10 protein-coding genes are annotated in these 14,166 nt (G+C 56.0%); 5 read left to right on the forward strand and 5 right to left on the reverse strand.

Annotated elements, in window-relative coordinates; genetic code table 11:
- Both ACMHLI_RS21405 and metF read left to right on the forward strand, forming a co-directional pair.
- Window positions 1-2,436, forward strand: a complete 2,436-nt coding sequence (locus tag ACMHLI_RS21405; protein WP_413531215.1) for a bifunctional aspartate kinase/homoserine dehydrogenase II — start codon at window positions 1-3, stop codon at window positions 2,434-2,436.
- A gap of 307 nt (window positions 2,437-2,743) precedes the next feature.
- The gene (metF, locus tag ACMHLI_RS21410) at window positions 2,744-3,652 is read left to right on the forward strand and encodes a methylenetetrahydrofolate reductase (RefSeq protein WP_413531216.1); all 909 of its coding nucleotides are present in this window, start codon (window positions 2,744-2,746) and stop codon (window positions 3,650-3,652) included.
- Window positions 3,653-3,727: 75 nt separating this feature from the next.
- On the opposite strand, the gene ppc is transcribed toward metF, so the two are convergent.
- Both ppc and argE read right to left on the reverse strand, forming a co-directional pair.
- On the reverse strand, window positions 3,728-6,373 hold the full coding sequence (gene ppc, locus ACMHLI_RS21415) for a phosphoenolpyruvate carboxylase (RefSeq protein ID WP_413531217.1): 2,646 nt from the start codon (window positions 6,371-6,373) through the stop codon (window positions 3,728-3,730).
- Window positions 6,374-6,674: 301 nt separating this feature from the next.
- Window positions 6,675-7,826 carry an acetylornithine deacetylase gene (argE, locus tag ACMHLI_RS21420; protein ID WP_112169521.1) on the reverse strand — a complete coding sequence of 384 codons (1,152 nt, stop codon included), beginning with the start codon at window positions 7,824-7,826 and terminating at the stop codon, window positions 6,675-6,677.
- Between the two features lie 223 nt (window positions 7,827-8,049).
- On the opposite strand from argE, the gene argC reads away from it, so the two are divergent.
- The 3 genes from argC (at window position 8,050) to argH (ending at window position 11,408) form a co-directional block, all read left to right on the forward strand.
- On the forward strand, window positions 8,050-9,054 hold the full coding sequence (argC, locus tag ACMHLI_RS21425) for an N-acetyl-gamma-glutamyl-phosphate reductase (protein ID WP_413531218.1): 1,005 nt from the start codon (window positions 8,050-8,052) through the stop codon (window positions 9,052-9,054).
- A 131-nt stretch (window positions 9,055-9,185) separates the two neighbouring features.
- Window positions 9,186-9,959 (forward strand): acetylglutamate kinase, encoded by a 774-nt coding sequence (gene argB, locus ACMHLI_RS21430; RefSeq protein WP_413531219.1) that lies wholly within the window; start codon window positions 9,186-9,188, stop codon window positions 9,957-9,959.
- Window positions 9,960-10,031: 72 nt separating this feature from the next.
- Window positions 10,032-11,408, forward strand: a complete 1,377-nt coding sequence (gene argH / locus ACMHLI_RS21435) for an argininosuccinate lyase (RefSeq protein ID WP_413531220.1) — start codon at window positions 10,032-10,034, stop codon at window positions 11,406-11,408.
- A gap of 62 nt (window positions 11,409-11,470) precedes the next feature.
- On the opposite strand, the gene ACMHLI_RS21440 is transcribed toward argH, so the two are convergent.
- The 3 genes from ACMHLI_RS21440 to ACMHLI_RS21450 all read right to left on the reverse strand — a co-directional run bounded on the left by ACMHLI_RS21440 (window position 11,471) and on the right by ACMHLI_RS21450 (window position 14,166).
- The gene (locus ACMHLI_RS21440) at window positions 11,471-12,403 is read right to left on the reverse strand and encodes a M24 family metallopeptidase (protein WP_413531221.1); all 933 of its coding nucleotides are present in this window, start codon (window positions 12,401-12,403) and stop codon (window positions 11,471-11,473) included.
- A 164-nt stretch (window positions 12,404-12,567) separates the two neighbouring features.
- On the reverse strand, window positions 12,568-13,809 hold the full coding sequence (locus ACMHLI_RS21445) for a PTS fructose transporter subunit IIC (protein ID WP_413531222.1): 1,242 nt from the start codon (window positions 13,807-13,809) through the stop codon (window positions 12,568-12,570).
- Between the two features lie 36 nt (window positions 13,810-13,845).
- On the reverse strand, window positions 13,846-14,166 hold the full coding sequence (locus tag ACMHLI_RS21450) for a PTS fructose transporter subunit IIB (RefSeq protein WP_413531223.1): 321 nt from the start codon (window positions 14,164-14,166) through the stop codon (window positions 13,846-13,848).

Consider the following 14,166-nt stretch of genomic DNA (forward strand, 5'->3'; position numbering starts at 1 on the left):
ATGAATGCAATAGCGGTCGCAGCACCGGCGGGAAGCCGGCAGTTGCACAAATTTGGTGGCAGCAGTCTGGCCGACGTGAAATGTTATCTGCGCGTCGCAGGCATTATGTCCGAGTACGCCAAACCCGGCGACATGATGGTGGTGTCGGCGGCGGGCAGCACGACGAACCAGCTGATCAGCTGGTTGAAACTGAGCCAGACCGACAGGATTTCCGCGCATCAGGTCCAGCAGACACTGCGCCGTTATCAGAGTGATTTGATTTCCGGTCTGCTACCGCCGGAAATGGCTGAGCCGCTTATTGCTTCCTTTATTCACGATCTCGAACGTCTGGCCGTGTTGCTCGACGGTAAGGTTACCGACGCGATTTATGCGGAAGTGGTCGGGCACGGCGAGATCTGGTCGGCCCGCCTGATGTCGGCGGTGCTGTGCAAGCTGGAGCTTCCGGCTGCCTGGCTGGACGCCCGCGAATTCCTGCGTGCCGAACGCGCCGCGCAGCCGCAGGTGGATGAAGGCCGGTCTTATCCGCTGCTGCAACAGCTGCTCGCGCAACATCCTCAGCAATATCTGGTGGTGACCGGCTTTATCTCGCGCAATGACGCGGGCGAAACCGTGCTGCTTGGCCGTAACGGCAGCGACTATTCCGCCACCCAGATTGGCGCACTGGCCGATGCCAGCCGCGTAACAATCTGGAGCGACGTTGCCGGTGTGTACAGCGCTGACCCGCGTAAAGTGAAAGATGCGTGTTTGTTGCCGTTGCTGCGTCTGGATGAAGCCAGTGAACTGGCGCGTCTGGCCGCTCCCGTTCTCCACACCCGTACTTTGCAGCCGGTCTCCGGCAGCGACATCGATTTGCAGCTGCGTTGCAGCTACCAGCCGGAGCAGGGCTCGACGCGCATTGAGCGTGTGCTGGCGTCCGGTACCGGTGCCAAGATTGTCACCAGTCACGATGATATTTGCCTGATCGAAGTGGCGATCCCGTCCGGTCACGATTTTGGTCTGGCCCACAAAGACGTCGAATTGTTGCTCAAGCGCGCGCAGGTCAAACCGCTTTGTACCGGCGTACATCCTGACCGCAATTTGCTGCAACTTTGCTACACCTCCGAAGTGGCAGGCAGCGCATTGCAGGTGCTGGAAGAAGCAGCGCTGCCGGGGCGTCTGACGTTGCGTGAAGGGCTGGCGCTGGTGGCGCTGGTCGGTGCGGGCGTGTGTAAAAACCCGCTGCACAGTCACCGTTTTTATCAGGAAATGAAAGATCAGCCGGTGGAATTTATCTGGCAGGCCGAAGACGGGATTAGCCTGGTCGCGGTTCTGCGCATTGGCCCGACGGCGCACCTGATTCAGGGGCTGCACAAAACCCTGTTCCGCGCTGAAAAACAAATCGGCCTGATGCTGTTTGGTAAAGGCAATATCGGTTCGCGCTGGCTGGAGCTGTTTGCCCGCGAGCAAAAAAACATTTCCGCCCGCAGCGGTTTCGAGTTTGTGCTGGCCGGCGTGGTCGACAGCAAACGCAGCCTGCTCAATTACGACGGGCTGGACGCCAGCCGTGCGCTGGCCTTCTTCGATGACGAATCACAGGCGCACGACGAAGAGTCGCTGTTCCTGTGGATGCGTGCGCATCCTTACGACGATCTGGTGGTGCTGGATGTCACCGCCAGCGCCGAACTGGCCGATCAGTATCTGGATTTCGCCAGCTATGGATTCCATGTCATCAGTGCCAACAAACTGGCGGGTGCATCTGACACCAATAAATACCGTCAGATCCGCGATGCATTCTCCAAAACCGACAGCCACTGGCTGTACAACGCTACCGTTGGCGCGGGTTTACCGGTGAACCATACGGTGCGTGATTTACGCGAAAGCGGCGACAGCATTCTGGCGATCAGCGGGATTTTCTCCGGCACATTATCCTGGCTGTTCCTGCAATTCGACGGCACGCTGCCATTCACCGAACTGGTGGATCTGGCGTGGCAGCAGGGGCTGACGGAACCGGATCCACGTGATGATTTATCGGGTCAGGACGTCATGCGCAAGCTGGTGATTCTGGCGCGTGAGGCCGGTTATGACATCGAGCCGACGCAGGTTCGCGTGGAATCGCTGGTGCCGCCAGCTTGCGCCACCGGTTCTGTCGATCAGTTCTTTGAAGACGGCGAGGCGCTGAACCAGCAAATGTTGCAGCGTCTGGAAGCGGCCCGTGAAATGGGGCTGGTGCTGCGCTACGTGGCGCGTTTCGATGCCAATGGCAAAGCGCGCGTGGGTGTCGAAGCGGTGCGTGAAGACCATCCACTGGCGGCTCTGCTGCCGTGCGACAACGTCTTTGCCATCGAAAGCCGCTGGTACCGCGATAACCCGCTGGTCATCCGCGGACCAGGTGCCGGGCGCGATGTCACTGCTGGCGCATTACAGTCTGACCTTAACCGCCTGACGCAATTGCTTTAATTCTTCTGCGCCCTCCCCTGTGAAGGGGAGGGCTGGGTTGGGGTATAGCAAACGCGGCCGAAATGCCTGCCAATCCCCCTCCCAATCTTCCCTTCGCAAGAAGGGGAACGAATCCCGACATCTTCCTCACTCCCTATCACCAAGATGAAATTCTTTCAGTTTGCGTGAAGATTAATCATCCCCCGACATCATTTTCACGTTGACAGGTTGCCTGCTTTCCGTCATTTTCTATCTATACGTTTAGACGTCCAGACGTTCATCATAAAAAATCATAATGAAAACGCAGTGTTCTATGAGGTAGTGTTATATGAGCTTTTTCCACGCTAACCAGCGCGAAGCGCTGAATCAAAACCTGGCAGAGTTGCAGGGTCAGATTAACGTCTCTTTCGAGTTTTTCCCGCCGCGTACGAGCGAGATGGAAGATACGTTGTGGAGCTCTATCGACCGTCTGAGCAGCCTCAAACCTAAGTTTGTTTCCGTCACCTACGGCGCAAACTCCGGCGAGCGCGACCGCACGCACAGCATCATTAAAGGCATCAAAGAGCGTACCGGTCTGGAAGCCGCCCCGCACCTGACCTGTATTGACGCCAATCGCGACGAGCTGCGTCAGATTGCACAGGATTACTGGCAGAGCGGTATCCGTCACATCGTGGCGCTGCGCGGCGATTTGCCTGCGGGCAGCGGCAAGCCGGAAATGTACGCCACCGATCTGGTGCATCTGCTGAAAGAAGTCGGCGATTTTGATATCTCTGTCGCGGCTTACCCGGAAGTTCACCCGGAAGCGAAAAGCGCGCAGGCAGATCTCATCAACCTGAAGCGTAAAATTGATGCCGGCGCCAACCGTGCTATCACACAGTTTTTCTTCGACGTGGAAAGTTACCTGCGTTTCCGTGACCGCTGCGCCGGTCAGGGCATTGATGTGGAAATCGTGCCAGGCATTCTGCCGGTCTCTAACTTCAGACAGCTGACGCGCTTTGCGACCATGACCAACGTCCGTGTACCGCACTGGATGAACAGCATGTTTGAAGGGCTGGATGACGACGCCGAGACCCGCAAAATGGTCGGTGCCAATATCGCGATGGACATGGTGAAAATCCTCAGCCGCGAAGGCGTGAAGGACTTCCACTTCTATACTCTGAACCGTGCAGAAATGAGTTATGCGATTTGTCATACGCTGGGGGTTCGCCCTGACATTGCTGTCCCCGTTCGTGCCTGATTTATTGCATCAAAAATGCTGAAAACAAAAAACCCGCGAATTCGCGGGTTTTTGCTTAATTGCTGTCAGACAGGGCTAGCCGGTATTGCGCATACCCGCTGCCACGCCGGCAATCGTCACCATCAGTGCCTGTTCGATATTGGCATCCTGCTTGCCCTCTTTTTCCAGCTCGCGTGAACGGTGCAGCAGTTCAGCCTGCAGGACGTTCAGCGGATCGGTATAGACGTTACGCAGTGCGATGGATTCAGCAATCCACGGCAAATCTTCCATCAGGTGATCGTCGTTGGAAATCGCCAGAATCACTTTGATGTCGCTGGCCAGCTGATCGCGCAGTTGCTGGCCGAGCGGCCACAGTTCTTTTTCCACCAGACGGTGATCGTAGTATTCCGCCAGCCACAGGTCGGCTTTGGCAAACACCATTTCCAGCATCCCGATGCGGGTGGAGAAGAACGGCCAGTCGCGGCACATGGTTTCCAGTTCATCACGTTTACCGTCATCCACCACGGCCTGCAAACCGGCACCGGCGCCCAGCCAGGCTGGCAGCATCAGACGGTTTTGTGTCCACGCGAAGATCCACGGAATGGCGCGAAGGCTTTCAACGCCACCGCTGGCTTTACGTTTCGCAGGGCGTGAACCCAGCGGAAGCTTAGCCAGTTCCTGCTCCGGCGTTGCGGCGCGGAAGTAAGGCACGAAGTCTTTATTCTCGCGGATGTAACCACGGTACATCTTGCAGGACACGTCGGACAGTTGTTCCATGATGTCCACCCAGGCTTTTTTCGGCTCCGGCGGTGGCAACAGGTTGGCTTCCAGAATGGCGGAGGTGTACAGCGCCAGGCTGCTGATGGTGACTTCCGGCAGGCCAAACTTGAAGCGGATCATCTCGCCCTGTTCGGTTACGCGCAGGCCACCTTTCAGGCTGCCCGGAGGCTGAGACAGCAATGCCGCCTGCGCCGGTGCGCCGCCACGGCCGATGGAACCGCCGCGTCCGTGGAACAGAGTCAGAGCAATTCCGGCTTTCTCGCAGGTTTTGATCAGTGCATCCTGCGCGCGATACTGCGCCCATGACGCCGCCATCACGCCCGCGTCTTTCGCGGAATCGGAATAGCCAATCATCACCATCTGTTTGCCCTGAATGAAACCGCGATACCAGTCGATGCTCAGCAACTGCTTCATCACGTCGTCCGCGTTGTTCAGGTCGTCCAGCGTTTCGAACAGTGGCGCGACCGGCATCGGGAACGGGCAACCTGCTTCTTTCAGCAGCAGATGCACAGCCAGCACGTCAGACGGCGTGCGTGCCATGGAAATCACATACGCGGCGATAGAGCCTTCCGGCGCTTCTGCGATGACCTGACAGGTATCCAGCACTTCTTTGGTATCGGCGCTCGGTTCCCAGTTGCGCGGGACCAATGGGCGCTGAGAATTCAGTTCGCGGATCAGGAACGCCTGCTTGTCAGATTCTGACCAGCTTTCATAATCGCCCAGACCCAGATAACGGGTGATTTCTGCGATGGCGTCGGTGTGACGGGTACTTTCCTGGCGCACGTCGATGCGCACTAACGGCACGCCGAAGCAGCGCACGCGACGCAGGGTATCGAGCAACTGACCGTTGGCGATGATCCCCATGTTGCAGGCTTGCAATGACTGATAGCAGGCGTACAGCGGTGCCCATAGCTGGTCATTTTTCACCAGCAAATCGTGCGGACGCGTCACACGTTCACCTTTCAGACGCGCTTCCAGATAGACCTGCGTGGAGGTCAGCTGCGCGCGCAACTGCTTCATGATTTCGCGGTACGGCTCGAGGATATCCGCGCCGCCCGCCAGTTCACGCAGTTCAGGCGTACATTCGGTCATCGACAGTTCCGACACCAGCACGGCAACGTCGCGCAGGAACAGATCGGTCGCTTTCCAGCGGCTCAGCAGCAACACGTGACGGGTAATATCGGCGGTCACATTCGGATTGCCGTCGCGGTCGCCACCCATCCAGGAGGTGAAGCGTACAGGCACGGCTTCTACCGGCATTTTGTAATCCAGCGACGTTTCCAGCTGCTCGTTGAGTTCGCGCAGGAAAGCAGGAACGCCTTCCCACAGGCTGTTTTCAACGACCGCAAAACCCCATTTGGCTTCATCTACCGGAGAAGGGCGGTTCTTACGGATTTCATCGGTGTGCCATGACTGCGCGATCAACTGGCGCAGGCGGCGCATAATCTGTTTGCGTTCGTAATCGGCCAAATCGTTGTGGTCGAGCTGCTTGAGGCAGTTATTCACTTCGACCAGTTTATGGATCAGCGTGCGGCGGGCGATTTCGGTCGGGTGCGCGGTCAGGACCAGTTCGATGGAAAGCTGTTCAACGGCGTCACGTAATTGCTGATCAGAGAGATTTTTGGATTTCAGACGGTCGAACAACAACGCCAGCGCTTCGGGATTGCTGGCCGCCTCGCCGTGCGGCGAAATACTGTGATATTGCTCAGCCACGTTGGCTAAATTCAGGAACTGGCTGAATGCGCGGGCAACCGGCAGCAGTTCATCATTTGACAGATTTTGCAGCGTTGACAGTAATTCCTGACGATCCGCTTCGTTTCCGGCGCGGGAGGATTTCGACAGTTTACGAATTTGCTCAACACGATCGAGGATATGTTCTCCCAACGTATCTTTGATCGTATCGCCCAGCAGTTTACCTAACGTACTGACATTACTTCGCATTGCGGAATATTGTTCGTTCATATCACCTCTGACCCGTTCTCTCGTTTAATTTTTATATTCTGTAAATAACTTTCACCCGTCAGGCATTCTTGCCCCGTTCACCCTGCCAACCTGGCCCTACTTTTCAAAAGCAGCCCCTGTTTTAACCCAAAAAGCCCCGATCACTCACGTGAAAAATGGTCTTTTTAGCAATGTCGCTGAAATTTAATTACAACCGCGACGATATCAGTTTGGCTAATCCACTTTTGCGAACTCGTTTTGTACAGTAGCAAAGGGCGCCCCGGAGCGCCCTGATTGTTTCTTCATCAACCCTGATTCAGGATCAGTGATAACAGAAGTGATGCACAACCTGAGATATCAGCTCGCGTGTCGGTTTAATGAACGCGGTATCAATATATTCATCTGGCTGATGCGCCTGATCGATAGAACCGGGGCCAAGCACCAGTGTCGGGCACAGCTCCTGAATAAATGGCGCTTCGGTGCAGTAGTTAACGATTTCCGTTTCCACACCCAGCAACTTCTCAACCACCTGCACCAGCTGATGATCCGGCGGGCATTCATAGCCAGGAATCGGCGGATGCAGTTCTTCAATCACGATACGCCCAGGCCAGCGCTGACTCACTGGCTCCAGCGCTTCGTTCAGCAGGCCGTTGATTTCGGACAGTGTCAGACCCGGCAGCGGGCGGATATCCATATGCAGTTCACAACAGGCGCAGATGCGGTTTGGCGCATCGCCGCCGTTGATATGACCGAAGTTCATGGTCGGATAAGGGATTACGAAACCACTGTGGTTGTATCGGGTTTTCAACGTATTGCGCAGGGTCATTAAATGGGTAATCGACTCGTGCATCAGCTCAATGGCGTTCACGCCGCGTGACGGATCGCTTGAGTGGCCGGACTGACCTGTGATGCGAATGGCGTTCGATAAATGACCTTTATGCGCACGAACCGGCTTCAGCGAGGTTGGTTCGCCAATGATCGCGCAGTCAGGGCGGATTTTCGCATTTTTAGAAAAATAGCTGGCACCGGCCATGGTGGTTTCTTCATCGGCGGTCGCCAAAATATACAGCGGTTTAGTCAGTTTTGTCAGATCGACGTCGCGCAGCGAATCGAGGATAAACGCGAAGAAACCTTTCATGTCGGCAGTACCCAAACCATAGAGCTTATTTTCGTGCTCGGTTAGGGTGAAAGGATCACGCGTCCAGCGGCCATCGTCGAACGGAACGGTGTCAGTATGACCGGCCAGCAGTAAACCGCCCGCACCTTCACCGGTACTGGCTAACATATTGAATTTGTTTCGGGTTCCCGGCACTGGCTGCACTTCAACTTTAAAACCTAAATCACCAAACCAGCCTGCCAGTAAGTTGATTAGCGTTTCATTGCTCTGGTCCAACGCGCTGTCTGTGGCGCTGATGGAAGGGGTTGCGATTAACGCCCGATAGAGCTCAATAAAAGGAGGTAATTTCATCTTCACTGTTGACAGCCTTTAGTTAGGGTAGTATTCATATTCATGCAATAATTGTGAATAAAAATACAATAAGCCAGCGCGTAAGGAAACCGGAAAAAATCCCGGTAAGGTAAAACGACACGGCTGAATCTCGCGGGTGAGCGGCGTACAACGCAGTGACCACCTGTTACCTGTTGAAGTCCCTGTATCGCAAAGCCATACAGATAAGTTGAGAAGGTGAACAGATCCTATGTTGAATACGCTGATTGTTGGTGCCACAGGTTATGCCGGAGCTGAACTCGCTGCCTACCTGAATCGCCACCCACATATGAACATAACCGGTTTAACGGTTTCAGCGCAAAGTGCAGATGCAGGAAAATTGCTTTCTGATTTGCATCCTCAATTAAAAGGTATTGTCGATTTGCCTGTTTTGCCGCTGACGGATGTTGCCGAAGCTGCAAAAGGCGTCGATGTCGTGTTTCTGGCGACCGCGCATGAAGTCAGCCACGATTTAGCTCCGCAGTTTCTGGCGGCGGGCTGCGTGGTGTTTGACCTGTCCGGTGCCTTCCGCGTCAAAAAACCTGAGTTTTATACCGAATTCTACGGTTTCGAGCACCAGCACCTCGAGCTGCTGGATAAAGCCGTGTACGGCCTTGCCGAATGGCAGGCGGACAAACTGAAAGAGGCGCAGCTCATCGCCGTGCCGGGCTGCTATCCGACCGCGTCGCAGCTGGCGCTCAAACCGCTTATCGAAAACGGTTTGCTTAATGACAGCCAGTGGCCGGTGATCAATGCTACCAGCGGCGTCAGCGGCGCAGGGCGTAAAGCCACGCTGGGCAACAGCTTCTGCGAAGTCAGCCTGCAACCTTACAAACTGTTCAGCCATCGTCATGAACCTGAAATCGTTGAGCACCTCGGCGTGCCGGTGATTTTCACGCCGCATCTGGGCAACTTCCCGCGCGGAATTCTGGCGACCATCACCTGTCGTCTGAAAGCGGGTGTAACGCAGCAGGAAGTGGCGCAAGCCTTTCATAATGCGTATCACGATAAACCTCTGGTGCGTCTGTACACCCAAGGCGTACCTGCGCTGAAAGACGTGGTCGGGCTGCCGTTCTGCGATATCGGTTTTGCCGTGAAAGGCGAACATCTGATTGTGGTGGCGACGGAAGATAACGTGCTGAAAGGCGCGTCGGCGCAGGCGGTGCAGTGTATGAACATTCGCTTTGGCTTCCCGGAAACGCAATCACTGCTTTAATAATCAGTCAGATTGTCAGCAAACAGAAAACAACCGTCCCTGAGCGTTTATTCAGATGCGCAGGGATGTTAGATTAAATTAAACATATTGTTATTCATTAACATAAACAATCGGTCGAGGCGCAAACAGCTATGAATCCGTTAGTCATCAAATTGGGTGGAGTGTTGCTGGATAATGAAGAAGCGCTTGAGCGCCTGTTCATGGCGGTCGTCGCTTATCGTCAGGAATATCAGCGCCCGCTGGTGATCGTTCACGGTGGCGGCTGCCTGGTTGATGAGCTGATGAAAAAGCTGAATCTGCCGGTCGTTAAGAAAGCTGGCCTGCGTGTCACGCCTGCTGACCAGATTGACATCATTACCGGCGCACTGGCCGGAAGCGCCAACAAAACCCTGCTGGCGTGGGCCGTCAAAAATCACATCAACGCGGTCGGCTTGTCACTGGCAGACGGTGGCTCAGTCAGCGTAACGCAACTGAGCGAAGAGCTGGGCAACGTCGGCAAAGCCGAAGCGGGTAACCCGGCGCTGATTAACACCCTGACCGGCGCAGGCTACCTGCCGATCGTCAGCTCTATCGGGATCACGGCAGCCGGTGACTTGATGAACGTCAACGCCGATCAGGCCGCGACAGCTCTGGCCGCCACGCTGGGCGCAGATCTCATTCTGCTCTCCGACGTCAGCGGCATTCTTGACGGCAAAGGTCAGCGCATTCCGCAAATGAGCGCGGAAAGAGCTGAACAGCTGATCGACCAGGGTATTATTACCGACGGCATGATCGTCAAAGTTCACGCCGCGCTGGACGCCGCACGCACTCTCGGACGTCCGGTGGATATCGCCAGCTGGCGTCACGCCGAGCAATTACCGGCACTGTTTAACGGCGTCGCAATCGGAACACGTATTCTGGCGTAACACCTTTCGGCAGACACTTTCTAGGGCGCAGCGTAGTGCGCCCTTTTGCATAAAAATTTCAGGAGCGGGAACATGGCACTTTGGGGCGGACGTTTTACTCAGGCGGCGGATCAGCGGTTTAAAGAACTCAATGACTCACTGCGTTTCGATTACCGGCTGGCAGAGCAAGATATCGTCGGTTCGGTGGCGTGGTCGAAAGCGCTGGTCACCGTCAACGTACTGACGGCTGACGAGCAGATTGAGCTCGAAGGCGCGCTGAACGTGCTGCTCGAAGAAGTCCGTGCGAATCCCCGCGCTATTTTAGCCAGTGATGCAGAAGATATTCACAGCTGGGTCGAAGGCAAACTGATCGACAAAGTCGGTAACCTCGGCAAAAAACTGCACACTGGCCGCAGCCGTAACGATCAGGTCGCGACTGACCTCAAGCTGTGGTGCAAAGCGCAGGTGATTGAACTTGGCGGCGCACTGCATCATCTGCAACAGGCGCTGGTCGCGACTGCAGAAGCCAATCAGGATGCCGTGATGCCGGGTTATACCCATCTGCAACGTGCCCAGCCGGTGACCTTCGCGCACTGGTGTATGGCGTATGTGGAAATGCTGGCGCGTGACGAAAGCCGTCTGAAAGATACCCTGACCCGTCTGGACGTCAGCCCGCTGGGTTGTGGCGCACTGGCCGGTACCGCTTATCCGATGGATCGTGAACAGCTGGCCAGCTGGTTAGGTTTCGCTTCTGCAACCCGTAACAGCCTCGACAGCGTGTCAGACCGTGACCACGTGCTGGAGTTACTGTCCAACGCGGCCATCAGCATGGTTCACCTTTCGCGTTTCGCCGAAGATCTGATCTTCTTCAACACCGGTGAAGCGGCGTTTATCGATCTGTCTGACCGCGTGACCTCCGGCTCTTCACTGATGCCGCAGAAGAAAAACCCGGATGCGCTGGAGCTTATTCGTGGCAAATGTGGCCGCGTACAGGGCGCACTGACCGGCATGATGATGACCATGAAAGGCCTGCCGCTGGCCTACAACAAAGACATGCAGGAAGATAAAGAAGGGCTGTTTGACGCACTCGACACCTGGATGGATTGCCTGAATATGGCGGCACTGGTGCTCGATGGTATTCAGGTCAAACGCCCGCGTGCGAAAGAAGCCGCGCAGCAGGGCTACGCTAACTCCACCGAACTGGCGGATTATCTGGTCGCCAAAGGCGTCCCGTTCCGCGAAGCACACCATATTGTGGGTGAAGCGGTGGTGGAAGCGATCAATCAGGGCAAAGCGCTGGAAGCGCTATCGTTGCAGGATTTGCAGAAATTCAGCAGCGTGATTGGCGACGATGTTTACCCGATCCTCGAACTGCAATCCTGCCTCGACAAACGCGCAGCCAAGGGCGGCGTTTCTCCTCAGCAGGTTGCACAGGCGATTGCTGATGCGAAAGCGCGACTCGGGATGTAAATCTTTTCGTTCTCCCCCTGCGAAGGGGGAGAACGAGAGGGGTTTTACAAACGACGGCAGTTCTACAAACAAATGTCTTTCCACGCTCTCGGGCTTTGCGTCAGCACGTCGCTGCCGCTTTCTGTGACCAGAACATCATCCTCAATTCTCACGCCGCCAAGACCCGGAATATAAATTCCCGGCTCGATGGTGATCACCATCCCCGGTTCCAGCGACTGCGTGTTTTGCGGGCTGAGCGCGGGGGCTTCGTGGACATCCAGCCCTAAACCGTGACCAAGATTGTGACTGAAGTAGCCGCCGTATCCGGCTGCCGCGATAATGTCGCGCGCCACGGCGTCGAGCTCCTGACAGCGCATTCCTGGTCTGACGGCGTCACGGGCGGATTGTTGTGCCGTCAACACCGTGTCGTATAACGCTTTCAGCTCAGGGTTGACGTTACCCAGCGCAAATGTCCGGGTCATGTCGGAGCAGTAATGCTGATACACCGCGCCAAAATCAATCGTCACTATTTCTCCTTCTGCCAGCTTTTTATCCGTCGGACGCCCGTGCGGCAACGCGCCGCGTGTGCCGGATACCACCACGGTATCAAACGACGTTTTACTGCCACCGGCCTGACGCACCGCCATTTCGAGATGATCCGCCAGTGCCTTTTCGGTTATACCGGGCTGAATCCGCGGCATCACTGTTCGTAAAGCCTCGTCAGCGATAGCCGCAGCCTGGCGGATTTTCGCGATTTCATCGGGATATTTATGCACGCGCAGAACCGACGCATCCCAGTGTTGCAGCCGTACGCTGCACTGCTTTTCCAGCGTTTGCCATGCCAGATGAGACAACGCGCTGGCATCGGTAAAGAGCGTGCCATGGTCGGAAAGATGCTCTGCCAGCGGATGTTCGGTGGTGAGCGTGATGACGTCTGTGCCGGGGTTATTGAGACGACATTCAGCGCTGTAGCGACCATCGACCAGCATCAGCAGTTTGTCAGCGGTGACCAGCACATAGCCGGATGCGCTGTAGAGCTCGGTCAGCGCATATTTGCTGAATCTGTGCGGGTATTTGGCATTCGGCCATGCGCTGGCGCAGAACGGTAAGACGTTGCTGACGGCTCATGGTTCCTCCCGTGAGCATGTCAGGGCGTGGGTGCGCCCTGAGGAGATGAAGGTCAGGCGACTTCGAGCAGACCTTTTTTGATCAGACGGTTGCGATAGAACACGCAGGTCACGGCGATAAACAGCGAACCGCCAAGCAGACCGATCAGATAAGCCGGAATGTTGGTGATGAGCGGCCATGCCCAGATGGCGGATTCTGGGAACCATTGCACCGCGCCCAGCGAAACCCCGAGCAGTGCGCCGATGATCGCGCCAGTCACGTACACCGGAATCACGAATCCCGGACGTTCCAGCGCGAACGGAATCGATCCTTCTGAAATTCCCATAAAACCGAGGAAAATCGCAGTGCGGCCAATCTGATTGAACTGACGGTCGTACACCCGGCGGCCTACCAGCCATTTGTCGATCACCGTCGAAAGGCCGAGGCCGAACGACGGAATGACCACGGCCAGACAGCGCGCGGTGATCGGCAGCACTTTCTCGGTCGTGAAGCCGAGAGCGACGAATCCTGCGGCTTTGTTTACAGGCCCGCCGAGGTCAAACGCCGTGGCGGCGGCCAGTAACGTGGCGTAGAAATAGGTGCCTGCTGCGCCTGCGGCCTGCAACGCTTCTTTGATGAGCGTATTCAGCCAGCCGCCAATCGGCGTGATGAGAAATACCATCAGCAGCATTGCGACAATCGCGGAGATCAAAGGAATAAAGAAGGTCGTTTTGAACGCCAGCCAGTTGTGCGAAACCTTGATGGCGTTGTTCAGCCAGCGGACGAAATAGCCCACCACGAAAGCAATCACGATTGCGCCGAGGAACCCGGAGGCGACGGGCGCAACCGCTGACCATTCACCGCCGAGAAGCGTGGGAACCGCCACCGGTTTGATCGCCACGTATCCGCCGATAAATCCGGCCGCCAGCGCGGTTTTCCCCCCGATGGAGTTGGCGGTAAATGCGGCGAACATCGGAATAGCGAAGCCAAAAAGTGTGAAACCGAAGCTTTCCATGATGCTGGCGATTTGCAGCATCCAGACAGAACTGCCGCTGTAACGGCCGCTGTTGAGCGCCGCCATGATGGATTCATCCGGCGACATGCCGAGGAAAACATAGGGAATGATTTGCGACAGCGCGCCAATCAGACCGCCCATGATAAGCACGGGGATCATGTAGGAAATGCCGGTCATGATGTGTTTGCTGAATTCTTTCCAGGCATGGCTCTGGCCTTTGCCTGATGCCCCGCCAGAAGGCGGCGGGGCGTCGGATGTCTGACTGTGACCGGTATTAATAACTCTTTTTCTTATCGCCACGGAAAACTCCTTGCGCTTAAAAAAGCAAAAGTGGGATCACTGCGCCTGATCTTCTTCGATCTCGTCGATCAGCCCGCCTGCATTTTTTACGGCGTCTTTCAGCTCGACTTCATACACAGCCAGCCCGTTGAAACGCTCAATGTTTTGCGGCGTGATGCCGGTGGCGTGGATGATCACCGTGGCCTGCGCGATGTCTTCCGCCGTCAGTTCGTTCTGGATGCCATCGGCGCCCTGGGTTTCGATTTTTACGTCATAACCGCGGGCGCGGGCGGCGACTTCAATGGCTTCGGCGGCCATAAAGGTATGAGCCAGACCCATCGGACAGGCGCACAGCGCAATCAGTTTTTTTGCAGACAT

It is taken from the genome of Rahnella inusitata, assembly GCF_965118895.1.
Classification (GTDB): Bacteria; Pseudomonadota; Gammaproteobacteria; order Enterobacterales; family Enterobacteriaceae; genus Rahnella; species Rahnella inusitata_A.